Origin of the sequence: Idiomarina loihiensis (assembly GCF_024584785.1) — a bacterium.
Classification (GTDB): Bacteria; Pseudomonadota; Gammaproteobacteria; order Enterobacterales; family Alteromonadaceae; genus Pseudidiomarina; species Pseudidiomarina fusca.
On record NZ_CP074112.1, the window covers coordinates 1,381,983 to 1,405,081 of the forward strand.

Sequence of the window (23,099 nt, forward strand, 5' to 3'; positions counted from 1 at the left end):
TCTGATGTCTCGCATTCGCTTACTCGTGGGCCTGGGTAATCCAGGCCCCGAATACTCTCAAACACGTCACAATGCAGGCTTTTGGTTAGTAGAGCAATTTGCTCGCAGCCATGGCCAACAACTGCAGCCCGATTCCAAGTTTTTTGGTAACACCACCCGCATTCAACAAGGTGCTCTCGATTTACGAGTGCTACAACCGATGCAATTTATGAATCGCAGTGGTAACGCCGTCGCCCTACTAGCTCATTTCTACAAAATTTTACCTGAAGAAATCTTAGTGGCTTACGATGAATTGGATCTTCCAGCTGGAGTCGCCAAGTTCAAAACCGGGGGTGGTACCGGTGGCCATAACGGCATTAAAGACATAGTGGCACGGTTGGGCAGTCAGAACTTTCATCGCTTACGTATTGGTATCGGTCATCCTGGTGATAAAAGCAAAGTAACCGGCTGGGTACTTGGCAAAGCACCGGCTCATGAGCAACAATTGATGGACGATACCATTACGGAAGCTTGCCGCAGCATTGATCTGTTATTACAGCAAGATATGCGCGCAGCACAACAGCACTTACACAGTTTCAAAGCACAGAGAGAGAAATAAGCATGGGATTCAAATGCGGTATCGTCGGTTTACCTAACGTGGGCAAATCAACCCTATTTAATGCCCTTACCAAAGCTGGCATTGAAGCGGCTAATTTTCCTTTTTGTACGATTGAACCAAACACAGGTGTGGTAGCGGTACCAGATCCACGCTTAGACCAGCTCAGTGAGATTGTGAATCCACAACGAGTGGTTCCCACTACCATGGAGTTTGTGGATATCGCCGGTTTAGTTAAAGGCGCATCTAAAGGCGAAGGTCTCGGCAACCAGTTTTTAGCGAACATCCGTGAAACAGATGCGATTGGCCATGTTGTACGCTGTTTTGAAAACGACAACATTGTGCATGTTGCCGGTAAAGTAGACCCTGCCGAAGACATCGAAGTGATTAACACTGAACTTGCTCTGGCTGATTTGGATAGCGTCGAAAAAGCTATCTTGCGTCAGGGTAAAAAAGCTAAAGGCGGTGATAAACAAGCGGCTGCTGAAATCCAAGTTTTGCAAAAGCTACTACCAGCTTTAGAAAATGGCGATATGGCCCGTTCTGTTGCTTTGAGTGATGATGAGAAAGCCACCATTCGCAGCTATAACCTGTTAACCATGAAGCCTACCATGTACATTGCCAACGTGAATGACGATGGTTTTGAGAATAACCCTTACCTAGATAAAGTTCGCGAAATCGCTAGCAAAGAAAATGCCATTGTAGTGCCAGTTTGTGCTGAAATTGAGTCAGAAATCGCTGAACTAGACGATGCCGAGAAAGCTGAGTTTATGGCTGACTTAGGCCTCACCGAGCCAGGTCTTAACCGGGTGATTCGTGGGGGTTACCAATTACTAAACCTACAAACGTACTTTACCGCAGGGGTTAAAGAAGTTCGCGCTTGGACCATTCCAGTCGGTGCAACGGCCCCGCAAGCGGCTGGTAAAATCCATACCGACTTTGAAAAAGGCTTTATCCGCGCTGTTGTTGTTGGTTTTGATGACTACATTCAATATCGTGGCGAGCAAGGCGCAAAAGAAGCAGGTAAACGCCGCGAAGAAGGCAAAGAATACATAGTGAAAGATGGCGACGTTATTTTATTCCGCTTTAACGTCTAACCTCGCCTACAGCTGGTTTGAAACCAAAAAACACGCCTGCCGGCGTGTTTTTTTATAGCGATTTTTATTCTGAGCTAGGAAGCTGGCTCCACTCCGCCCAAGAACCATCATACAATTGTAGCGAACGATTTAATCCTGCCTGAGCTGAATACTGCCAGGCGGCCAACAACAAAATACACGCCGTTATACCCGAACCACAAGTAAACATCAGATGTTTATCTGCAAACTCACCAAAATACTCATCCAGCTGTGCCACCGTTTTATAGTGATAGCCGTTCAATAAGCTGGCAAAAGGTAAGTTTATCGCGCCAGGGATATGGCCCCCATGGCTGCCGGCGCGTGGCTCTGCTGCCGTACCGGCAAATCGTGCCGCTGACCGAGCATCTAACAACACCCATTCCGCCGAACCTTGCCGTTGTTTGATTTGGTCAGCTGTCACCAGCCATTCGGGTTGCAGTTGCGCCATCACCTTACCCCGCCGCTTCGGCAGGGGGGCATAGCCCGTTAAGTATTGATAACCAGCGGCCAACCACTGAGGCAAACCGCCATTGAGAATAGCTACTCTATGCATCCCCATCGCTTTGAGAATAAACCAAGCGCGGGGCGACGAATAAACACCTTGGTTATCATAAAGAATAATGGTGTCGCCGGCCTCGATACCCAAAGCTTGCAAACGCGCAGACACTTGCTCTGGCGTTGGCATCGCATTGGGTAAGGCACTCACGGTATCGGTCAGTTCAGTTTCTAACGCAAGATCACGGGCGCCAGGAATCACTTGCAACTGTGGGTAGACAATGGGTTCTTTTCCCACGACCTTGGTCATACTTGCATCTAACACATGCAATTGCGGATCACCTAAGCGACCTGCCAACCAATCACAATCAACCCAAGCGGTGGTGCTTGCAATCATCGTTTTACTAACTCCTACATTTCACTCAAGAGCTGCTCGTTCTTGGTAACCAGTGATTGGTAACCAATGATTGATAACCAATTATTGATAACCAATGCTAACGGCCACTAACATAGCTACTGCGCAAGCTAAAATAAGCTTAATCATCAAGGGTGCAATAAATTTGAACCAGCGCTCGTAAGGAACACCAGCTAATCCAAGAATGCCCATAAGTACCGGATTCGTCGGTACTATCATATTCATTAAGCCATCGCCCATCTGAAACGCCAACACCGCAATTTGACGGCTGATACCGGCGGTATCCGCAATGGGCACCATGATCGGCATGGTCACAAACGCCTGACCACTGCCAGAGGGAATGAATAAGTTAAGCATACTCTGAATAAATAACATACTCACGGCCCCAAAATGGGCACCAAAGGCTTCTACCGGCATGGCTAAATAATAGATCACAGTATCGAGCACTTGGCCTTGTTCCATAATCATGGCGATTGAGCGCGCAAAACCAATCAACAAGGCGGTCGCTGTTAACTCTGCCGCCCCTTCAATGAATTGATTAGCAGCTTGATTTGCGCCCATCTTAGCGACGATAACCGCAAATAAGCCAAAACCTAAAAACAGCGCACTCAGTTCAACCAAGTACCATCCGTGAACTTTGATGCCCCAAATCAGTAGGCCTAAAACCGCCACAAATCCTAACAAAATGATTTTATGGCGCCCCGTTAAGCGCGGATACTCGGTGGTTGCGTTACCTTGTTCCGGGGTCAGATCAGCGAGTAACGATTGGCTGGGATCAGCAGCAACCCGTTTGGCATATTTGTAAACATGGTGAAAACCAATCCCAAATAGTACCGGCCACAATACTAAGCGATACCACAATCCCGATGCCGGAGGAACCTCGGCCACCGCCTGCGCGATGAGCAGCGTAAAGGGGTTAAATAGCGATAAACCGTAGCCGATACCGTAACCGACAATCAAAATCCCCATGGCGGTAATACCATCGAGTTTTAGCGCACGACATAAAGCAACCAACATGGCCACAAAAATCAAATACTCTTCGGCGACGCCAATCAAGGCTGAAAAGATCCCAAAGGTCAGCATACCGCCCAGAATTAACCAACCGGTTTTGTTGGCGAATTTAGCTAACAACAAGCCAATTAATGCATCCAGCATGCCAGTGGCACGCAAGATCCCCATCACCCCACCAATCAACAGCACAAAGAAAATGACGCCTTGGGCATCGGCGAGCGCTTGCGGAATCACGGTGAATAGGGTTAACGGTGACAGCCAAGGCTGTTCCGCCAGCGTGCTGTAAGTGCCTGGTTGCACCACCGTTTGACCGATATCATTAACGCTACGCTGAAATTCACCAGCAGGGATCAGCCAAGTTAAAACTAACGCGGCTAGCATCATGTACATCATCAGCACCAGCGTGTGCGGGATTTTTATTTTAATCATGAAAGGAATAACCTATTTTTGTTCTTGTGGGTAGACAATCTCGTGTTGCATGGCGGCGAGTATAGCAAGTAAACGGTTTTGAGTGCTAACCGAAAGCTGTTGTTGCTGCATGGCGGTGATCAGATTCTCAACGACGGCATTAAATTCAGCACTACTAATACGCATGCCCCGATGCACCTCAACCATATCGGCTCCTGTGTATTCACAGGGTCCCCCCGTTAACTCACAGAGGTGCAACGTTAACATCTGATGAAAACGTTCAATATCAACTCGTTCAAAATGATGGATAACCCGCTCATCAACCGCAATTGCAAGTACAAAAGCTTCCATCAATTGACTCAGCCCTTGATACTCACCAAGCGCTAGATACAACGAATTATCGCGCTGCTGCAACTCAGTTGGCGCTATCGTGGCGCTCAAAGGAGCGGCACTGTGTGCTACTGCGCCACTATGAATACTGCCAGCTAGCACCGCAGCTAGTACCCACAACGGGCGCTTCGCAATGTTGTAACTCCGCATGCCTGCCCCCTTAAAAACTAATCTGTAACGAGCCATACACGCCCGTTTGGCCGGCCGCCCCGGCAATGGCATCTAAATCAGTGTAAGCAAGAGCCACAGCAACGCGCTTACTCGGAAACCAGCCCACAAAAACATCGTACCAATCTTGTTCTTTGGCGAAACTCAAATTATCTGGTTTTTGCCGATACTCCATGCCCACTACCCAATGACGGTTAACAAACATCGCCACTGACGCTTCTGCTACCCATTGGTAGTTGTTCTGCAAGTCGCCACCAAAGCCAAGCAACCCTAGCTCGTTCGCACGAGTGCCGCGTACGGTTAAGTTAGCCAGCCAAGTACGATGCCAAGGGCCATCTAACCAAGCCTTGGTCGCACTCACGTAAAGATCGGTGCCATTGGCGGACGCTGCACCTAGTGCTTGCGGTAAGCTAAAATCACCCGAGCGTTTGTGCTGCAGGCCAATACTCACTTGTGGCATAGCGCCATAAATAACATCACCCGCAAGGCGATATTTAAGCCCATAAATCGATTGCTTCAGTTCGCCACCTAATTGCTTCAACTCAAAGTTCTGCCGCGCATAACTGAACTCCCAACGATTATCATAGGTGACAGTCGCGGCACCCACCTGCAACTGATAGTCATCAACGTCAGCTACATTGAAGGCTAGGGTTGCGCCCCATTGCTGTTGATCGGCGTAACTTGCTAAGGTTGCCCAAGGGACAATTCCCCCTCCCCCAGCACCTTCAATATTGGTCAAGCCTCCGGTTGCTAATAAGCGACCAAACTCGGCTTGGGCAGGGGCGCTCAGCAGACCTAGGGCCGCCGCCACTAACCAACCTAACTTAGCAGATCTTGCTGTGTTCATGCTTACTCTGCTCATGCTTGTTGTCCTTGTTGATGTTGTTTGAGCCATAGCTCAAGCTCCGCCGCAGCTAACGGCCGACTGAAGTAAAATCCTTGCACTGTGGTACAGCCTAAACGCTGCAAGACCTGCCAAGTAGCTTGATCTTCAACCCCCTCAGCAACAGTCTGCAACTGCAATTGATGCGCCAGCGCTAAGGTGGATTGCACAATAGTTTGGTCGACCTCACTGTGCGCCAGTTCTTGGATAAAAGAGCGGTCTAACTTCAATTCATCTGCAGGGAGTTGCTTCAGTTGGGCCAAGGACGCATAACCGGTGCCGTAATCATCGATCGCTATTTTAAAGCCGAGCTCGCGTAAGGCTTGGAGTTTAGCTTTGGCACTGGTGGGGTCTTCCATCACTGCACTTTCAGTCACCTCAAGGGTGATCCAAGCCGGCGCTATGCCCTGTTGTTTTGCCTGTTGCTGTAATTCAGTCACTAAGCTCGGTGAGGATAGATCTAAAGCCGACAAATTCATCGCTAAACTTAGCTTATGCCCTTGCTCATGCCATAACGCCAGTTGGGCTAAGCCGGCACTAATCACCCATTGGGTGAGCCGATAAATTTCTCCAGTTTGCTCCGCCAGCGGAATAAATTCATCGGGCCGCACCACGCCAAGGTGTTCGTCGCGCCAGCGCAATAAAGCTTCAACCCCAACCACAGTGCCCGTAGCGGTCGCAAGCTTAGGTTGATAGTGCAACTGCAAGCGTTGTTCGCGCACCGCTTTGGGCAGCGCTTGCACTATCTGCAAGCGCCGTAAATACTGCTCGTCCATGCCAGCTTGATAAGCCACCGCAAAACGGTTCTGTAGTCGAGCTTGGCGGGCGCACAATTGAGCCTTACGCAGCAAATCATCGACGGCATCCGCGCCGCCAGTAAAAGCTAAGTAGCCACTATGAAAATGCAATAAATAGCTACTATCAGCTAACCACCAAGGTTGTTCTAGCTGCAGTTTTAATTGCTCTAGCAACCGCTCAACTTGCGGCAAGGTTTGTCCAACCCCAACCAACACAAATTCATCACCAGCTAACCGTGCTAGCCACCAAGGTTTGCTGAGTAAGGCGCTAAGCCGTTGTGCTATGGCCTGCAACAGACGGTCCGCCACTTGCTGGCCAAACTTGTCATTGACCTCGCCAAACCTAGCCACATTGAGCAAAATAATGTAGCCCTGCTGATGGCTTTCGATAGCTTCACGCAGATAACTTTGCAAACTCACCCGATTGGGCAGTTCGGTCAGTAAATCATGCTCCAACTGAAAGACAATTTGCTGCTCACGCATGGCAATATCATGGCGCATGGCCTCAAACGCCGTCCCTAACTTGCCAAATTCATCACCCCGATTGATGCCAATAGGTTTAGCATAGTCGCCTTGCCCAAGGCGTTGCGTGGCCTGGGTTAATTGCGCCAGTGGTTCGGTAATTTTGCGTGCTGTTAAGATCGCCAACAAGCTGGCTAAAATAAGTAGCAGCAAGGCCATCGCCGCATATTGTTGTTGCAGGGTGACGAATTCTTGTTGCGCCTGCTGCCGTTGGCTAGAAAAAATCACCTGTAACCCCTGCGGGCCGGCTAATTGCGCCGTTTGACTCAGGTTATTGATATGGGCGGCTAAGTCCAGCTGCTGTAACCGCTGGTCTAAGGGCTGTTGATTATTACCCAAAATAGTGCGCTCAGCTGCACTCAAACTTGAGGCATAAATTTGCTCGGTGCCAACCTCCATGAAGCTAATATCAGCCAGAGTTAACTGTTGCAATAACTTGGCTAGCTCATCATCAACGCGAAAGCCAAGGGTTGCCCAGGCGATAAGATCCGGCGCCTGTACTGGCACAGTGACTATTTGAAAAATCTCATCTTGCACCAAAATCAAAGGTGCAGCCGCAACTGCAGTACGTGCCGCAATACTCGGTAAGGCACTAACCGCATGGGTTGCTGCAACCTCATCCCCGGCCGCATTTTGTAACACCATCAAGTTAGTGCCAATGCGCTCACCATGGTTAACCAGCGCCGAAATGATGGTTTCTTGGTCTTGGCTAGCTATCGCCTCCCGAAAACCAAAATCTGCCGTGAGTACCGCCGCTGCTTGTTGTAATTGCTCCGTTCGCACTTGCATTAATTCTGAAAAAACGCGCTCGCTCACCAGCAACTCGCGCTCTAGACTCCGTTCAGACTGAAGTGCCACCACCCAACGTAAAGTCACCAACGAGGTTGCCAAAATGCCTGCGGTAAGCAGCAAAAACAGCAGTAATAATCGAGTTCTGAAGCTGTTGATGCGCATTTAATGCTGCTCACTCATAAGGGTTTGTTGTTTACGCTGATTAAATTTTTGCTGTAACGGCGATAGTGGGGGTGGTTGCTGCTGTTGTTTGCTCACTGGCAGTTGCACCACCAGTTCCGTTTGCCCGCTGCGCACAGTCACCAGAGTGTCGGTAACAGTATTTTCCTGGCCCGGATACCAGACCGCTAACTGGGTGCTCCCAGCCGGCACTGTCACTTGGCCTTGCGCATCCGTTTGGGCGCTGTACTGATGCGGGCTGATATAGATGTAGGCTTTCATATGGTCGTGGATATTGCAGCCCAGCACCACCACCCCAGCTTGCTCAAAGCGCACCAGCGGCTGCTCACGATTGCTGTAAAGAGGTAACTCGAAAGGCTTGGCGGGCGAGAACGAAAAGACTTGATGGCGAATGTTATCCCGATTGGGGAACACCACTTGGCTGCCCTTGGCGACTACTAAGATGAAGGGAACAAATAATTTATCCACCTGATCCATCACGTAGGTTTCTGCCGTTAACAAATTATCTGCGCTGTTCGTTGTCGTTGGAAGGTCTACTCCTGCCGGAATACTAATCACCGCCCCAGCTAAGGGTTGTTGCTGTGCGTCTAACACTTTAACTTGCAGGTTAGTTGCGGTTGCTGCGGCCGAGAAGATTAACGCAAGTACTGCTATGCTGCTTACAGCACCGAGTAAGAAAACCGTAAAAACGGTTTGAAATAACCGCATAGTAACCTCATGTATTCACTAGTAACATGGTTTCAGATGAGTGACTATAAAAGGTAACCCTTACCTTTTGCACGACTTTTTTCAAATAAGGAGCAAAACATGGCAACCCGCACCGAAACCGATAGCATGGGCTCCGTCGAGGTACCAGTTGATGCCCTTTGGCGCGCCCAAACTGAGCGTGCGCGACAGAATTTTCAACTCAGCTCGTTGCGCTTTCCAGCCCGTTTTATTCATGCCTTGGCGCAGGTTAAAGCCGCTGCTGCGCAAGCTAATGCCAAAGCCGGCGTGCTAACCCAGCCCCAAGCGCAAGCCATTATCGCTGCGGCTGATACCATTTTAGCGCAAGCTGAACCAGATAGTTTTCCGCTAGATATTTTTCAAACCGGCTCGGGCACCAGCACCAATATGAACATGAACGAGGTGCTCAGCAGCCTAGTCAAACAACAAAGCGGGCTCGAGCTGCATCCTAACGACCACATTAATGCCAGCCAAAGCAGTAACGATGTGATTCCTACCACGATTCTGGTGAGCTCAACCTTGGCTATCAGTCAACAGCTGCTGCCGGCCTTGCAACATTTACAGCAAGTGATCAAACAAAAAGCGACCAGCTTAAAAGATGTGGTTAAAACCGGCCGTACCCACCTGATGGATGCCATGCCGCTTACCTTCGCCCAAGAACTATCGGCCTGGGCAGCCCAAGTTAACCATACCCAGGTTACTTTAGAACAACATTTGCAATTACTACAACAATTGCCTCAAGGTGGTACCGCCATCGGCTCAGGCGTTAATGCTCCGGATGGGTTTGCGGCAGACTTTTGCCAAGCGTTGAATGAGCGCAGCGCCGCTCAGTTTTGCCCGGCTGCAAATCTGTTTGCTGGTATTGCTGGGCAAGAAATCAACGCCATGGTGAGCGGCACCCTGAATGCGATCGGCACGGTACTGCTCAAAATCAGCAACGATTTACGTTGGATGAACAGCGGTCCACTGGCTGGCCTAGGTGAAATCAGCCTGACCGCGTTACAGCCGGGCAGCAGCATCATGCCAGGTAAAGTGAATCCAGTAATTCCTGAAGCTGTAGCTATGGTTGCGGTGCAGGTGGCGGGTAACTACCACACGGTCAGTGCTGCAGCGCAGCAAGGCAATTTCCAATTAAATGTGATGTTGCCGGTAATTGCCTACAATCAACTGCAAAGTATTGAACTGCTCAGCCACGCGGCCCGTGCCCTAGCTGACCAAGCGATTGCTGATTTCAGCGTCAATCACCAACGCATCAACGCCGTGCTAGCTCGTAATCCGATTCTAGTAACCGCCTTAAATCGCGAGATTGGCTACAACCAAGCCGCCGCCATTGCCAAACAGGCCTATCAGCAACAGCGCGATATTCTTGACGTTGCTGCTGAGCAAACGGATTTAGATCGCGACACCTTAGCGCGCTTACTGGATCCCAAACGACTTACCGAATAAATCGCAACTCAACACAGGAGTGATCATGTCAAAACATGTTGTTATTACCGGTGCCAACCGTGGTATTGGCCTAGCTTTAACTGCGCAGTATTTGGCCCAAGGCGACACAGTGACCGCTGTTTGTCGTAGCAGTAGCGAAGCCTTAGAACAGTTGCAGCCAAGCCGAATCATTACCGGCATCGATGTGACTGATGCCAATGCCGTACGCGAGTTAGCCCAACAGCTTGCCGATCAAACCATCGATATTTTGATCAATAACGCCGGCTTGTTAGAACGCGATAGCTTAGGTGCTATCCATGCCGACAGTTTACTGCGGCAATTTCAGGTTAACGCAATGGGGCCATTGATCCTCACCGATGCGCTGCGCTCTCGCCTACATAACGGCAGTAAAGTAGTGCTTATCACCAGCCGCATGGGCTCCATGACAGATAACGGCTCGGGTGGCTATTATGGCTACCGCATGAGTAAGGCCGCCTTGAATGCCGCGGGGGTTTCCTTAGCACGGGATCTCGAAGCCGCTGGGGTCGCGGTAGCCTTGCTGCATCCAGGCTTTGTACAGACCGAGATGGTGAATAACGCCGGCGATATCAGTGCTGATCAAGCTGCAACTCGACTTATCGCTCGCATTAATGAACTAACCTTAAGTTCCAGTGGTCAATTTATCCATAGCAACGGCGAGTCACTCCCGTGGTAGCGACTCATTCTCCTCATAAGGATAAATCATGATTTCCAACAATAGTTTACGCCCGTTAACCGCGGGCATTTTAGCCGCTGGGTTGGTGCTTGCGGCGGGGGTGTTAAGCTATGCCCTGACTGCTAGCGTGCAAGAGTTTCGTAGTTTTGAACGGGTGGTCGAGGTCAAAGGCCTAGCCGAACGCGAAGTTGCCGCTGATACGGCGATTTGGCCACTTAAAGTGGTTCGAGCTGGCAACAGTCAACAGACCATTTACGAAGAGCTTGATGCTGATATCAAGGCCATCCAAACCTTTTTGCTGAATAATGGCTTTCGTCAGGATGATATTTCTATCGCCGCACCAAATGTCCTCGATAAACTAGCTGAACGTTGGGCCACAGAAGACGTTGGCTTGCGCTATACCGGTGAACAAACCCTAACGGTTTACACCAACCAGGTCGACAATGTTCGAGCCCTACGGCAACGCTTATCTGAATTAGGCAAACAAGGCGTGAGCTTGAGTGGAAATGCCTACGAAACCCAAGTTGAATATCATTTTAATGGCTTAAATGCGATTAAACCTAGTATGATTGAGGAGTCGGCGCGCAACGCCCGTGAAGTCGCTTTACGTTTTGCCGAGCATTCTAATAGTGAATTAGGTAAAATTCGTAGTGCTAATCAAGGGCAGTTCAGTATTTACGATAGGGACTCCAATACCCCTCATTTGAAAATTGTGCGGGTGGTGTCGACGGTTGAATACCAACTTGTTGATTAACGACCACGGATTCGTTGATTAATTAAACAAACTATCGCTTTTTTAAGCAATCGCGCAGAAATACGCGTTTTTTTGAGAAAAAGTGGTTGACGGTATCGTCCCTGATTTGCATAATACGCGCCGCACTCACCGAGCGCAGTTTGATAAAAAATTTGGTATGGCTACGTAGCTCAGCTGGTTAGAGCACAGCACTCATAATGCTGGGGTCGCAAGTTCGAATCTCGCCGTAGCCACCATCCAAATAGCCTTTTTGGGCGGACGTGGTGGAATTGGTAGACACGCTGGATTTAGGTTCCAGTGCCTCACGGCGTGAGAGTTCGAGTCTCTCCGTCCGCACCAACTCAAACTGTGAGGCGATAATAGCTGTTGGGGTATAGCCAAGCGGTAAGGCAGCGGGTTTTGATCCCGCCATTCCCAGGTTCAAATCCTGGTACCCCAGCCAATCGTCTTTTATCTCTTTGATGCACCCTGTGTTGGGGTATAGCCAAGCGGTAAGGCAGCGGGTTTTGATCCCGCCATTCCCAGGTTCAAATCCTGGTACCCCAGCCATTTTTTTGATGCCCCTGATTATTGCGGGGGTGGCGGAATTGGTAGACGCGCTAGCTTCAGGTGCTAGTGAGCTAACGCTCGTGGGGGTTCAAGTCCCCCCCTCCGCACCATCGTTATGGTGAAACCGCAATAAGCAGTTTAAATAAGCATTAAATAACAAAACGCTCGTGGATATTTGCTGAAGTTTAGCTAACATCCACGAGCGTTTTTTGTTGTCTCTCTCACCAGCTTCAAAAACCGATGGCCCGACGTACCAAGGCTCGTTTCAAAGATTGTACTTGCGCTACCGCGAACAAGCCGGCAGCTACTAGTCCCTGCGGTGCCCAATGCGGCGAACTAAAACCAACATGGATGGCATCCATAGCACGCATCATCAGCTGGTTTTCACGCATTCTAATACGTTCATACGCGGCCAAGGCCGGGGCTAAAGGTTGACTGGCTAATTGCGCTACTAGGGTTTGCACGTCAGCAAAGCCTAAATTAACCCCCTGCCCGGCTAACGGATGAATGCTGTGCGCGGCATCACCGATAAGCACCACCGATTGCTTCACTTGATAGCGCAACGCGCGCTGACGACGCAGCGGAAAACTGGCAAAGTTGAGCAATTGATAAGCGCCAAGGTGCGGCGCAAAGGTTTGTTCAAGCTGTTGCGCTACTGCTTCAGGTTGTTGACTAAAATGCTGCCATTGTTGTTCGCTACGATAATCAATTAAACAGGCCTGGCGTTCACCAAGAGGTAACAGCGCATAAGGCCCTTCCGAACGAAACACTTCCCATGTTGCCGGCGCAATAGGTTCGGCTAGTTCTGCTAGCGCCAGCATACAGCGCATGTCATAATCCCAGCCGCGCTGGCCAATCTGAGCCGCTTTGGCGACCTGCGATTGGGCCCCGTCAGCGCCAATCAATAAATCGTAACTTAACAGCTCACCGCTACTTAACTGCACTTGTTGCTTGGTTAAATCAAACGCTTGTACTTGAGTTTGAGCTCTTGCGTTGATTGGCAACTCGGCAAACTGCTGCCAGAGCGCTTGCTGCAATGCGTGATTCTCAACCATCGCCCCTAGCATCTCGGTGTCGCTATCGTGCTGGTTAAATTCCAGCCGCTGCCCGTGCTGTGTTTGTACTGCAAGCTGGGTGTAGGGAAATTGCCGCTCGGGTCTAATTAGCGCCCAGGTTTGTAACTGTTGTAGCCATTGCACATTACGCAGATGAATCGATGAGATCCGTAAATCCCACGGGCCGCTGCTAACCACTACCGGGCCCGCTTCAATCAGCTCTATCTGATGACCTTGCTGCGCCAGGGCAACTGCCGCTGCTGCGCCCACCATACCGCCACCCACAATAACTATCTGCATGATTTATCTCTTTACCCGGTAAACTTACTACGCATGATAAAAAATACTGCGCCAAGAATACATAAGCCAGCCCATAAATAATCCCAAGTTAGCTTTTCTTTCATGTAAAACAATGCAAAAGGCACAAATACTGACAGGGTAATCACCTCTTGCAAGATTTTCAGCTGCCCCAAGTTCATGACCTCATAACCGATACGGTTGGCGGGTACTTGTAACAGATATTCCAGCAAGGCAATGCCCCAACTGGCAAAAGCCGCCACCAGCCATGGTTTTTCAGCGAGGTTTTTCAAATGGGCATACCAAGCAAAGGTCATAAAAACATTACTCAGCGTTAATAAAGTGATCGTGATAATATAGCGATTCATACAGGTCTCGTTGACTAGGCGGCTGGCGCCGCACAAGGACATTATGGACACGCCGCAGCGCACCGTGGTTATAGCTTCTCTATTGATTATTACGGCCGAGCTATGCTTTGCCGGGGTAAGTGCCTTAGTTAAATATTTGAGCACCTATTTACCCTCAGAACAATTGGTGTTTTTCAGAAATTTAATGGCTTTTTTAGTGTTGCTGCCGTGGCTGTGGCGCAAAGGCCCCAGCGCCTTTAAAACTAAAGCTTGGAAGTTTCACCTGAGCCGCGGCTTGGCAGGCTTGGCGGCGATGTATTTGTTCTTTTATGCGATCGCACATTTGCCCTTAGCGCAAGCCACCCTAGTGCTGTTGTTATCGCCTTTTATTATTCCCATCATTGGGCGGCTTTGGTTACACGAAAAAGTGCTCCCCCAAACCTGGTTGGCGATTGGGATTGGCTTTATCGGCGTCTTTATTTTTCTTAATCCCACCACAGCGACCTTGTCGCCGGTGGTCGCAGTAGCTTTCATTGCTGCTTGCTTAGCAGCTTTTACTAAAACTTTGATCCGGCAGATGTCAGCTACTGAATCATCCAGTAAAATAGTGTTCTATTTTGCCAGCCTAGCGACGCTGTTATCGGCGCTGCCCCTAGTATGGATGGGTCAAGCTGTTGCCCCTGAACATTGGTTGGCTATTGTCGTCATGGGTGCCCTAGCAGTGGCCGGGCAATTAACCATGACCAAAGCCTTTGCCATGGCACCAGCCGCTAGAGTCGGTGTTTTTACTTACAGTTCGGTTATTTTTGCCGCTCTTATGGGCTACTGGTTTTGGCAAGAGCCCATCACTTTAAGTATGTTGATAGGAGCCGGCGTTATTATGGTGGCCGGTTATTTAGCGATTCGCACCCGACGCCAAGCTTAAGCAGGCGGTAAATCCGCCTGAAAGTTGGCAGTTGGGTGCAGAACAAGCTAAAATAGCCGCCCATTTAGTCTATTGATAGCTTGGTTAAGACCAGTGTCACTGCTGCAGCTTAGCCAACCAACGCGATACAGCAAGCGAGCCAGAGATTTATGAGTAAGAAGTTATATATTAAAACTTGGGGTTGTCAGATGAACGAGTACGACTCAGCGAAAATGGCTGATCTACTTAAGGCAACTCATGGCTACGAGGTGGCAGGCGAGCCTGAAGAAGCAGATTTGATTTTGCTGAACACCTGCTCTATTCGCGAAAAGGCCCAAGAAAAAGTCTTTCATCAGTTAGGCCGTTGGAAAACCCTAAAAGATAAAAACCCAGATTTAGTGATCGGGGTTGGCGGCTGTGTGGCCTCGCAAGAAGGCGATCATATTCGTGAACGTGCTCCGTACGTAGATATCGTGTTTGGCCCACAAACCTTGCATCGGTTGCCAGAGATGGTGAAGCAAGTACAAACCCATCACACGCCGATGGTCGATATCTCGTTTCCTGAAATCGAGAAATTCGACCGTCTACCAGAACCCAAAGCAGACGGCCCTAGCGCATTCGTTTCTATTATGGAAGGTTGCAGCAAGTACTGTACGTTCTGTGTGGTGCCGTACACCCGCGGTGAAGAAGTCAGTCGTCCCGTCGACGACGTGTTATTCGAGATTGCCCAGCTCGCTGAGCAAGGCGTGCGCGAAGTAAATTTACTGGGCCAGAACGTGAATGCCTATCGGGGCGAACATCATACCGGTGAGGTGTGTCGATTTGCCGAGTTATTGCACTTAGTTGCTGCTATTGATGGTATCGATCGCATCCGTTACACCACCTCGCATCCGGTGGAGTTTACTGACGATATCATTGAAGCTTACGCCACCATTCCAGAATTAGTGAGTCATTTACACCTGCCGGTGCAAAGTGGTTCAGACCGTATTCTGACGTTAATGAAACGTGGACACACGGCATTAGAATATAAGTCACAGATCCGTAAGCTTAAAAAAGTACGCCCAGATATCGCCATGAGCTCAGATTTTATTATTGGCTTCCCAGGTGAGACTGATGCCGACTTTGAAGCCACCATGGATTTGATTCAAGCCATTGATTACGATATGAGCTTTAGCTTCATCTACAGTGCGCGTCCTGGTACACCAGCCGCTGATTTACCTGATGATGTTACTGAAGCCACCAAGAAACAACGCCTGCAGCTGTTACAGCAACGCATTAATCAGCAAGCCCATGCGCATGCTCGGCGGATGTTAGGCACTGAGCAACGTATCTTGGTTATTGGCCCATCGAAGAAAGATCCGATGGAGCTTAGTGGGCGTACCGAGAACAACCGCGTGGTTAACTTTATCGGCGAGCCGTCCATGATAGGTAAATTTGTTGATGTCAAAATCACCGATGTGTTTGTTAACTCATTACGCGGCGACGTGTTACGGGTAGAATCAGACATGGGCTTGCGGGTTGATACCGCACCACAAACGATCTTGGCACGACAGGCAAAACACCAACCTAACGAGCTTGGCGTGGCCACTTTCGTTCCTCCAGCAGCCTCTTAACCGGCTGCTGGATTTTATCTTCGCAACACCGAGGTTAGCTTGACTCAAACTGTAAGTACGTTAGACATAACTCTAGAGCCCGCAGATAACAACCGTATTGCCGATTTATGCGGGCCCGTTGACGACAACTTAAAACACATTGAGCGCCGCTTAGGCATAGAAATCAGTCATCGTCACAATGGATTTCGCCTGCTCGGCCCAGCTCATACAGTGCAGGCTGGTGCCAAAATCCTGCGCGATTTATACCTAGAAACCGCCACCATCAAAGGTGATGCCGGTAGTGTCACCCCACAAATGGTGCACCTAGCGGTGCAGCAAGCGCAAGTGCTTGAACAGCAACACCATGACGATGACCCCGCGTTTGCGAAAATGACTCACATTAAAACCAAACGTGGGCTGATCAAACCCCGTAACCCGAATCAAGCCGAATACGTTCGCGCCATCTTAACTCACGATGTTAACTTTGGCGTAGGTCCTGCCGGTACCGGTAAAACCTACCTGGCCGTGGCCTGTGCCGTAGATGCACTCGAGCGCCAAGAGATTCGTCGCATTCTATTAACTCGCCCAGCAGTTGAAGCTGGCGAGAAACTAGGCTTTTTACCCGGTGATTTAGCGCAGAAAGTCGATCCTTATTTACGCCCGCTCTACGATGCCCTGTTTGAAATGCTCGGGTTTGAAAAAGTAGAAAAGCTCATTGAGCGCAATGTGATTGAGGTAGCCCCGCTTGCCTACATGCGCGGCCGTACCCTCAACGATGCTTTTATTATTTTGGATGAAAGCCAAAATACCACCTGCGAACAAATGAAAATGTTCCTGACTCGGATTGGCTTTAATTCTCGTGCTGTTATCACCGGAGATATTACTCAGGTTGACTTACCGCGCGGCCAAAAATCTGGGCTACGTCATGTCATTGAAGTACTCAAAGACATTGATGACATCAGTTTTACCTTCTTTCAGGCTTCTGATGTGGTCCGCCATCCCGTGGTGCAACGTATTGTGCAAGCTTACGAAAGCTTTGAACAAGCTCCTTCGAGTAACTCATGACCGCTACTTTAGATATCCAAATTGCCAGTACTGCCAGCGACATTCCCAGCCACCAGCAATTTAGCCAATGGGTGACCAGCGTGCTCCAGCACCTAGCCCAACCTGACAGCGAAATGACCATCAGGGTGGTTGACAGCGACGAAGGTTTGCAGCTTAATCACGATTATCGCGGTAAAGACTACGCCACTAATGTGCTGTCGTTTCCGTTTGAATCGCCGGTGCCTTTGCCTTTGCAACTGCTCGGTGATCTGGTCATTTGTGCACCTGTGGTTAGCCGCGAAGCAACTGAGCAAAACAAACCCTTGGTAGCTCATTGGGCTCATTTAGTGGTGCATGGTACCTTGCATTTGCTGGGGTATGACCATATAGAAGACCAACAAGCTGAGCAGATGGAACAACTTGAAAGAGACATCCTAGCCGGCTTGGGCTATGCTGATCCCTATGCGGAAGCGGATGCTATTACCTAGACATATCTCTAGGAAAACAGCATAGATACAACTGACTTTTTTCGATAACCAACGCTGCTTAGCAGCGATATTTTGAAGCACACATGGAGCACAACCGACATCATGAGCGATGATAATCCCCACTCTACGAGCGGTTCTGCGCGTAAAACTTGGGCTAGCAAATTGCTGCAACTGTTTACCGGAGAACCGAATAGTCGAGAAGAGTTAGTCGACCTCATCCAGGACGCCGAAGAACGAGACTTGATTGACAATGACACCAAAGAAATGATCGAAGGGGTGTTAGATGTCGCCGAGCTTAAAGTGCGCGATATTATGGTGCCACGTTCGCAAATGGTCACCATTGATATTCATCAAAGCGTCGAGTCGTTTCTACCTATCGTGATTGATTCGCAGCACAGCCGCTATCCGGTAGTGAGCGAAAACAAAGACCACATCGAAGGCATTCTGCTTGCCAAAGATTTACTCGCCTATGGTTTTGGCATGACCGACGAAGAATTTTCGTTGGCTAAAGTGATTCGCCCAGCGGTGATTGTGCCCGAAAGCAAACGCGTTGATGTGTTACTGAAAGAGTTTCGCGAGCAGCGCTATCATATGGCTATCGTCGTCGATGAATACGGCGGCGTATCAGGGTTGGTAACCATCGAAGACATTCTTGAAGAAATTGTTGGTGAAATTGAAGATGAAACCGACTTCAATGAAGATAGCAAAGCTGATATTCGGCGCATCAACAAGTCGCGTTATTCAGTAAAAGCTCTCACCACCATTGAAGACTTTAACGAGTATTTTAATCTCGAGTTAGACGATGAAGAATACGACACCATTGGTGGTATGGTAGCTCATGGTTTTGGCCACTTACCGCAAGTTGGTGAAGAAGTGACCTTGCATGGCATGATCTTCAAAGTGACTGGTGCCGATAAACGTCGGATTCAGCAGTTACAAGTGACCCTAGCTGAAGCACCTCGTGTAACAGATGCAGACTAAATGAATAAAACCAAACTGATGGCATTGCTGCTAGGTGGCAGTTTAGTCTTTAGCTACTCTCCTTTTGAACAGGCTTGGTTGCCCCTTGCAGTGCTGACGCTACTGTTGCTGCTATTACGCAACAGTAGCCCCAAGCAAGCTTTTGCGCATGGGTTTTGGTTTGGGCTGGGTTGGTTTGGTGCCGGCTTAAGCTGGATCTACGTCAGTATCGATCAGTTTGGTGGGCTGCATCCGCTCGCCTCCATGGCCATCTTACTGGTGCTCTATGCCTACTTGAGTTTGTTTCCCGCAGTGGCTTTGTGGCTGTGGAAATGGAGCGAACACAAATTTGGCCCGAGCGCCATCTGGTTACTGCCAGGCATTTGGTTACTCACTGAAAGCTTGCGCGGTTGGCTGTTAACCGGATTCCCTTGGTTAGAGTTAGGTTATAGCCAGACCGATGCCAGCCTTGGACAATACGCTGCTTGGGTGGGTGTGAGTGGCGTCAGTGTGATTGTCTGGTTGATTGCGATTAGTCTTTATCGTGGCTGGCAGCAGCGGTGTTTGTTGCCTACTGCGGTGGCCACAGCACTGCTACTAGTTAGCTTTGCTTTGCCACAATGGAGTCAATTAGAACGCACTGGCGAAACCAAACGAGTGCTGTTAGTGCAAGGCAATATTTCTCAATCGATTAAGTGGAATCCGGATCAACATTGGCGCTCGCTTACAACCTATTTAGAACTCAGTAAGCCTTTCTATAGCAGTCATGACATCATTGTTTGGCCCGAATCTGCGGTGACTATGCCAGAGCCCTATACCGATGATATTTTGGCGAACATCCATCAGGATTTAGTGGCTGCTGATACTAGTTTAATCACCGGCATTATTGATTACAGCAATCGCGAATATTTTAATAGTTTGATTACCCTCGGTATGGATGCGCCCTATCAACCGATGGAGGCCTATTATCATGGCCATAGTAACCGCTATGCGAAGCATCAATTATTGCCCATTGGTGAGTTTGTTCCCTTTGAAAATTTACTGCGCCCGCTAGCCCCTTTGTTTGATCTACCTATGAGCTCATTTAGCCGGGGGGATTACGTACAGCCCGACCTACGCGCCAAAGGACAGCACTTAACTGCAGCGATTTGTTATGAAATCGCGTTTCCTAATCAAGTACGCGCCAATCTTAAGCCTCACTCAGATTTTTTAATCACGGTCAGCAATGATACTTGGTTTGGTGCCTCCCATGGCCCAGCTCAACACATGCAAATCGCTCGCATGCGCTCGATAGAACTTGGCCGTCCGTTATTGCGAGCTACCAACAATGGCATCACCGCAGTAGTTAACGAATACGGCCAAGAACTCGCGCGTGCGCCGCAGTTTGTTGCCGCCACACTCAGTGCCCAAGTCCCGCTAGTTCAAGGCACCACCCCGTTTTATCGTAATGGCCTACTAAATGCATGGATAATTGCACTGATGATTGCGATATGTGGTATTTTCGGCATGGTCAAGCGCCGCCAAAATCAGTAATATAAGCGCAAGTTTAACTAACCTTCGGGTTATTCGTCTTTTACCCTACTTTTGAGAAGCGAGTTAATCATGGAAAACATCGTAGCGGCAATTATCTTTGCTATTCTTGTTGGCGCAGGCACCTTAGGTGTTACTAGCTTGGGTTTCTTTGCCTTTCATCGCAACCCAGAAAGCGTTGATGCACAACAGCGCGAGCGGCTTGAGTATGCCTTCTTTGGCCTATTCGGCATCGTTATCATGCTGATGATGTGGTACGCGCTATAAGCGTGTTCCTGCCTTTCTAGGCAGCCTCAGCTATTACTTTTAATTGCCACCAGTTAATCAATAAACGGAAGTCCAGATGTTAAAGCAGATGCCGGAGCAGTACGATCCAGCCCTTGTTGAACCCCAGGTACAACAGCGTTGGGAACGCGATAACGTGTTTCAAGTTAGCGAAGACCCTAGCAAAGAAAAATTCTATTGCTTGTCGATGTTTCCTTACCCAAGTGGCAAGCTCCATATGGGGCACGTACGTAACTACACGCTCGGTGATGTGGTCGCTCGGTTTCAGCGGATGCAAGGCAAAAACGTCCTGCAACCTATGGGTTGGGATGCTTTTGGCTTGCCGGCCGAAAACGCCGCTATTCAGAACCAAACGGCACCAGCTAAATGGACCTACCAAAACATTGATTACATGCGTAACCAGCTCAAGTCTTTAGGCTTTGGTTACGATTGGTCGCGTGAATTAGCCACCTGTCAGCCGGACTATTATCGGTGGGAGCAATGGTTCTTCACCAAGCTTTATGAAAAGGGCTTAGTGTACAAAAAGAATGCCACGGTAAACTGGGATCCGGTCGACCAAACCGTACTTGCTAACGAGCAAGTTATCGACGGTCGTGGCTGGCGTTCCGGCGCGAAAGTTGAGCAAAAAGAAATTCCGCAGTGGTTTATAAAAATCACCGATTACGCCCAAGAACTGCTCGACGATTTAGACCAACTCGAAGATTGGCCAGAGCAAGTAAAAACCATGCAGCGCAACTGGATTGGTCGCTCTGAAGGGGTGGAAATTGATTTTGCCATTGCTGACAGTGACGCGCATTTAACCGTTTACACCACTCGCCCAGATACCCTGTACGGGGTGACTTATATGGCAGTGGCGGCACAACACCCGTTGGCGCAACAAGCAGCTGAACAGAATCCAGAGCTAGCGGCCTTTATCGAAACCATTAAAAACGTCAAAATGGCTGAAGCTGATTTGGCTACCATTGACAAAAAAGGTATGGATACGGGTTTCCGTGGCGTTCATCCGCTAACGGGCGAGCTTATTCCAATCTGGGTCGCTAACTTTGTGTTGATGGATTACGGCTCAGGTGCAGTGATGGCCGTTCCGGCCCACGACCAACGTGACTGGGAATTCGCCACCACTTATCAATTGCCTATCACTGTGGTGATCGATCCGGCCAGCGGTGAGGCCGATATTAGCCAAGCTGCTATTACTGAAAAAGGCACCACCCTTGCCTCTGGTCCCTACACAGGTTTAAGCAGTGATGAAGCGTTCCAAGCCATTGCTGATACCCTCGAGCAACGTGGCATTGGCCGCCGTCAGGTGAACTTCCGCCTGCGTGATTGGGGCGTATCGCGGCAACGCTACTGGGGCGCTCCTATTCCTATGCTGAACTTAGCGAATGGTGAATCGGTGCCGGTACCGGCAGATCAACTGCCAGTAAAACTCCCTGAAGATGTGGTGATGTCAGGTAACTCATCCCCTATCAAAGAAGATCCACAATGGCGCCAAACCACTTACCAAGGGCAGCCAGCGGAACACGAAACCGATACTTTTGATACCTTTATGGAATCATCTTGGTATTACGCGCGCTATTGTAGCGCCAACTACCAAGACGGTATGCTGAACCCTGAGCAGGCTAACTATTGGTTGCCCGTAGACCAATACATCGGCGGTATTGAACACGCTATCCTGCATTTGCTCTATGCGCGTTTCTTCCACAAATTGTTACGCGACACTGGGTTAGTGGAATCTGATGAGCCATTTAAGCGCCTGTTAACCCAAGGTATGGTGCTTGCGGATAGTTATTTCCGTGAGGATGCCTCAGGTAAAATCACCTGGTATTCGCCCCTAGAGGTGGATATTCGTCGTGATGACAAAGGCCGCATCATTGAAGCCATCTTGCGCAGTGATGGTCAGCCGGTAACTCATGGCGGCATGACCAAAATGTCGAAATCCAAAAATAACGGCATCGATCCGCAGGTCATGATTGATAAATACGGTGCCGATACCGTGCGCCTGTTTATGATGTTTGCCGCACCGCCAGAAGCCACGCTCGAGTGGTCTGACTCTGGTGTCGATGGCGCGCAACGTTTCTTACGTCGAGTCTGGCGCCTGGCCGCGGACTTTACCGCGGTAGCAGACCAGCCGCGTAGCCAAGATTGGCAGCAACTGTCTGAGTCACAACAGCAATTACGCCGTGAGTTGCATCGTGCTATTCAAAAAGTTACCGATGACATGGGCCGTCGCCAGAACTTCAATACAGCCATTGCGGCCATCATGGAATTATTGAACCGGCTGCAAAAAGCTCCTCTAGATACAGCTCTTGATCGTGGCTTAATGGCCGAAGCCTTGGATGCCGTAGTGCTGATGTTAGCGCCGGTAACCCCGCATTTAGCAGAAGCCCTGTGGCAGGCCTTAGGCCATAGCAGTGATATCAACTTTGCCGCTTGGCCAAGCTTTGATGAGGCAGCTTTAGTCGAAACCTCGGTGCTGATTGTGGTGCAAGTTAACGGTAAGGTACGGAGTAAATTGACTGTAGCCGCCGATGCCGATGAAGCAACCGTCACTGCCCTAGCGATGGCAGACGACAATGTGGCGCGCTTTGTGGATGGAAAAACCATTCGGAAGCAGATTTATGTGCCCGGTAAGTTATTCAATATAGTGGCTAACTAAT

21 protein-coding genes and 5 tRNA genes are annotated in these 23,099 nt (G+C 49.5%); 18 read left to right on the forward strand and 8 right to left on the reverse strand.

The window, feature by feature from the left end:
- The first annotated feature begins 4 nt into the window (after positions 1-4).
- Both pth and ychF read left to right on the forward strand, forming a co-directional pair.
- Positions 5-598, forward strand: coding sequence for an aminoacyl-tRNA hydrolase (pth, locus tag KGF88_RS06710; RefSeq protein WP_153825747.1), 594 nt, complete (start codon positions 5-7; stop codon positions 596-598).
- 2 nt (positions 599-600) lie between these two features.
- Positions 601-1,692, forward strand: a complete 1,092-nt coding sequence (ychF, locus tag KGF88_RS06715) for a redox-regulated ATPase YchF (RefSeq protein ID WP_153825748.1) — start codon at positions 601-603, stop codon at positions 1,690-1,692.
- A gap of 64 nt (positions 1,693-1,756) precedes the next feature.
- Here the strand turns inward: ychF and KGF88_RS06720 are convergent, their stop codons facing one another.
- The 6 genes from KGF88_RS06720 to KGF88_RS06745 form a co-directional block, all read right to left on the reverse strand.
- On the reverse strand, positions 1,757-2,602 hold the full coding sequence (locus tag KGF88_RS06720; protein ID WP_153825749.1) for a sulfurtransferase: 846 nt from the start codon (positions 2,600-2,602) through the stop codon (positions 1,757-1,759).
- An 81-nt stretch (positions 2,603-2,683) separates the two neighbouring features.
- The gene (locus KGF88_RS06725) at positions 2,684-4,060 is read right to left on the reverse strand and encodes a YfcC family protein (RefSeq protein ID WP_110074756.1); all 1,377 of its coding nucleotides are present in this window, start codon (positions 4,058-4,060) and stop codon (positions 2,684-2,686) included.
- A gap of 12 nt (positions 4,061-4,072) precedes the next feature.
- On the reverse strand, positions 4,073-4,579 hold the full coding sequence (locus tag KGF88_RS06730; RefSeq protein ID WP_162014443.1) for a group I truncated hemoglobin: 507 nt from the start codon (positions 4,577-4,579) through the stop codon (positions 4,073-4,075).
- A 10-nt stretch (positions 4,580-4,589) separates the two neighbouring features.
- A complete protein-coding gene (locus tag KGF88_RS06735) occupies positions 4,590-5,459 on the reverse strand; it encodes a DUF3034 family protein (RefSeq protein WP_228759441.1) in 870 nt (289 codons plus the stop codon).
- The gene (locus KGF88_RS06740) at positions 5,456-7,753 is read right to left on the reverse strand and encodes a putative bifunctional diguanylate cyclase/phosphodiesterase (protein ID WP_153825751.1); all 2,298 of its coding nucleotides are present in this window, start codon (positions 7,751-7,753) and stop codon (positions 5,456-5,458) included. Before KGF88_RS06740 ends, KGF88_RS06735 begins: the two co-directional genes overlap by 4 nt.
- Positions 7,754-8,479, reverse strand: a complete 726-nt coding sequence (locus KGF88_RS06745) for a hypothetical protein (protein ID WP_153825752.1) — start codon at positions 8,477-8,479, stop codon at positions 7,754-7,756. It abuts the gene before it with no gap.
- Between the two features lie 99 nt (positions 8,480-8,578).
- Between KGF88_RS06745 and KGF88_RS06750 the strand changes: the two genes are divergently transcribed.
- The 8 genes from KGF88_RS06750 to KGF88_RS06785 all read left to right on the forward strand — a co-directional run bounded on the left by KGF88_RS06750 (position 8,579) and on the right by KGF88_RS06785 (position 12,050).
- Positions 8,579-9,943 carry a class II fumarate hydratase gene (locus KGF88_RS06750; protein ID WP_153825753.1) on the forward strand — a complete coding sequence of 455 codons (1,365 nt, stop codon included), beginning with the start codon at positions 8,579-8,581 and terminating at the stop codon, positions 9,941-9,943.
- 25 nt (positions 9,944-9,968) lie between these two features.
- Positions 9,969-10,637 carry an SDR family oxidoreductase gene (locus tag KGF88_RS06755; RefSeq protein WP_153825754.1) on the forward strand — a complete coding sequence of 223 codons (669 nt, stop codon included), beginning with the start codon at positions 9,969-9,971 and terminating at the stop codon, positions 10,635-10,637.
- Between the two features lie 28 nt (positions 10,638-10,665).
- On the forward strand, positions 10,666-11,391 hold the full coding sequence (locus tag KGF88_RS06760; RefSeq protein ID WP_153825755.1) for an SIMPL domain-containing protein: 726 nt from the start codon (positions 10,666-10,668) through the stop codon (positions 11,389-11,391).
- A gap of 159 nt (positions 11,392-11,550) precedes the next feature.
- A tRNA-Met gene (locus KGF88_RS06765) sits at positions 11,551-11,627 on the forward strand.
- An 18-nt stretch (positions 11,628-11,645) separates the two neighbouring features.
- Positions 11,646-11,730 (forward strand) — tRNA-Leu (locus KGF88_RS06770).
- A 28-nt stretch (positions 11,731-11,758) separates the two neighbouring features.
- Positions 11,759-11,833, forward strand: a tRNA-Gln gene (locus tag KGF88_RS06775).
- A 32-nt stretch (positions 11,834-11,865) separates the two neighbouring features.
- A tRNA-Gln gene (locus KGF88_RS06780) sits at positions 11,866-11,940 on the forward strand.
- Between the two features lie 23 nt (positions 11,941-11,963).
- Positions 11,964-12,050, forward strand: a tRNA-Leu gene (locus KGF88_RS06785).
- Positions 12,051-12,170: 120 nt separating this feature from the next.
- Here KGF88_RS06785 and KGF88_RS06790 read toward each other — a convergent pair.
- Both KGF88_RS06790 and KGF88_RS06795 read right to left on the reverse strand, forming a co-directional pair.
- Positions 12,171-13,295, reverse strand: coding sequence for an FAD-dependent oxidoreductase (locus KGF88_RS06790; protein ID WP_153825756.1), 1,125 nt, complete (start codon positions 13,293-13,295; stop codon positions 12,171-12,173).
- Between the two features lie 11 nt (positions 13,296-13,306).
- A complete protein-coding gene (locus KGF88_RS06795; protein WP_110074764.1) occupies positions 13,307-13,660 on the reverse strand; it encodes a DMT family protein in 354 nt (117 codons plus the stop codon).
- A gap of 43 nt (positions 13,661-13,703) precedes the next feature.
- Here KGF88_RS06795 and KGF88_RS06800 point away from each other — a divergent pair, with 43 nt between their 5' ends.
- The 8 genes from KGF88_RS06800 to leuS all read left to right on the forward strand — a co-directional run bounded on the left by KGF88_RS06800 (position 13,704) and on the right by leuS (position 23,098).
- Positions 13,704-14,564, forward strand: a complete 861-nt coding sequence (locus KGF88_RS06800; RefSeq protein WP_153825757.1) for a DMT family transporter — start codon at positions 13,704-13,706, stop codon at positions 14,562-14,564.
- A 149-nt stretch (positions 14,565-14,713) separates the two neighbouring features.
- Complete coding sequence (gene miaB / locus KGF88_RS06805; protein ID WP_153825758.1) at positions 14,714-16,156, forward strand: tRNA (N6-isopentenyl adenosine(37)-C2)-methylthiotransferase MiaB; 1,443 nt, start codon at positions 14,714-14,716, stop codon at positions 16,154-16,156.
- 39 nt (positions 16,157-16,195) lie between these two features.
- Positions 16,196-17,200, forward strand: coding sequence for a PhoH family protein (locus KGF88_RS06810; protein WP_153825759.1), 1,005 nt, complete (start codon positions 16,196-16,198; stop codon positions 17,198-17,200).
- Entirely contained in the window at positions 17,197-17,667 is a 471-nt protein-coding gene (gene ybeY / locus KGF88_RS06815; RefSeq protein WP_153825760.1) for an rRNA maturation RNase YbeY, read from the forward strand. Before KGF88_RS06810 ends, ybeY begins: the two co-directional genes overlap by 4 nt.
- 102 nt (positions 17,668-17,769) lie before the next feature.
- Positions 17,770-18,648, forward strand: a complete 879-nt coding sequence (gene corC / locus KGF88_RS06820; RefSeq protein WP_153825761.1) for a CNNM family magnesium/cobalt transport protein CorC — start codon at positions 17,770-17,772, stop codon at positions 18,646-18,648.
- The gene (gene lnt, locus KGF88_RS06825; protein ID WP_153825762.1) at positions 18,649-20,160 is read left to right on the forward strand and encodes an apolipoprotein N-acyltransferase; all 1,512 of its coding nucleotides are present in this window, start codon (positions 18,649-18,651) and stop codon (positions 20,158-20,160) included.
- A 69-nt stretch (positions 20,161-20,229) separates the two neighbouring features.
- Complete coding sequence (locus KGF88_RS06830; protein ID WP_153825763.1) at positions 20,230-20,424, forward strand: hypothetical protein; 195 nt, start codon at positions 20,230-20,232, stop codon at positions 20,422-20,424.
- Positions 20,425-20,512: 88 nt separating this feature from the next.
- Positions 20,513-23,098 carry a leucine--tRNA ligase gene (leuS, locus tag KGF88_RS06835; RefSeq protein WP_153825994.1) on the forward strand — a complete coding sequence of 862 codons (2,586 nt, stop codon included), beginning with the start codon at positions 20,513-20,515 and terminating at the stop codon, positions 23,096-23,098.
- Position 23,099 lies beyond the last annotated feature (1 nt).

Bases quoted from the DNA above. Each gene is read 5' to 3' on its own strand.
- miaB (WP_153825758.1), top strand. From the start codon at position 14,714: ATGAGTAAGAAGTTATATATTAAAACTTGGGGTTGTCAGATGAACGAG.
- KGF88_RS06800 (WP_153825757.1), top strand. From the start codon at position 13,704: ATGGACACGCCGCAGCGCACCGTGGTTATAGCTTCTCTATTGATTATT.
- KGF88_RS06725 (WP_110074756.1), bottom strand. From the start codon at position 4,060: ATGATTAAAATAAAAATCCCGCACACGCTGGTGCTGATGATGTACATG.
- KGF88_RS06790 (WP_153825756.1), bottom strand. From the start codon at position 13,295: ATGCAGATAGTTATTGTGGGTGGCGGTATGGTGGGCGCAGCAGCGGCA.
- KGF88_RS06745 (WP_153825752.1), bottom strand. From the start codon at position 8,479: ATGCGGTTATTTCAAACCGTTTTTACGGTTTTCTTACTCGGTGCTGTA.
- corC (WP_153825761.1), top strand. From the start codon at position 17,770: ATGAGCGATGATAATCCCCACTCTACGAGCGGTTCTGCGCGTAAAACT.
- ybeY (WP_153825760.1), top strand. From the start codon at position 17,197: ATGACCGCTACTTTAGATATCCAAATTGCCAGTACTGCCAGCGACATT.
- ychF (WP_153825748.1), top strand. From the start codon at position 601: ATGGGATTCAAATGCGGTATCGTCGGTTTACCTAACGTGGGCAAATCA.
- KGF88_RS06830 (WP_153825763.1), top strand. From the start codon at position 20,230: ATGGAAAACATCGTAGCGGCAATTATCTTTGCTATTCTTGTTGGCGCA.
- pth (WP_153825747.1), top strand. From the start codon at position 5: ATGTCTCGCATTCGCTTACTCGTGGGCCTGGGTAATCCAGGCCCCGAA.
- KGF88_RS06730 (WP_162014443.1), bottom strand. From the start codon at position 4,579: ATGCGGAGTTACAACATTGCGAAGCGCCCGTTGTGGGTACTAGCTGCG.
- KGF88_RS06735 (WP_228759441.1), bottom strand. From the start codon at position 5,459: ATGAGCAGAGTAAGCATGAACACAGCAAGATCTGCTAAGTTAGGTTGG.
- KGF88_RS06755 (WP_153825754.1), top strand. From the start codon at position 9,969: ATGTCAAAACATGTTGTTATTACCGGTGCCAACCGTGGTATTGGCCTA.
- KGF88_RS06760 (WP_153825755.1), top strand. From the start codon at position 10,666: ATGATTTCCAACAATAGTTTACGCCCGTTAACCGCGGGCATTTTAGCC.
- KGF88_RS06740 (WP_153825751.1), bottom strand. From the start codon at position 7,753: ATGCGCATCAACAGCTTCAGAACTCGATTATTACTGCTGTTTTTGCTG.
- leuS (WP_153825994.1), top strand. From the start codon at position 20,513: ATGCCGGAGCAGTACGATCCAGCCCTTGTTGAACCCCAGGTACAACAG.
- lnt (WP_153825762.1), top strand. From the start codon at position 18,649: ATGAATAAAACCAAACTGATGGCATTGCTGCTAGGTGGCAGTTTAGTC.
- KGF88_RS06795 (WP_110074764.1), bottom strand. From the start codon at position 13,660: ATGAATCGCTATATTATCACGATCACTTTATTAACGCTGAGTAATGTT.
- KGF88_RS06720 (WP_153825749.1), bottom strand. From the start codon at position 2,602: ATGATTGCAAGCACCACCGCTTGGGTTGATTGTGATTGGTTGGCAGGT.
- KGF88_RS06750 (WP_153825753.1), top strand. From the start codon at position 8,579: ATGGCAACCCGCACCGAAACCGATAGCATGGGCTCCGTCGAGGTACCA.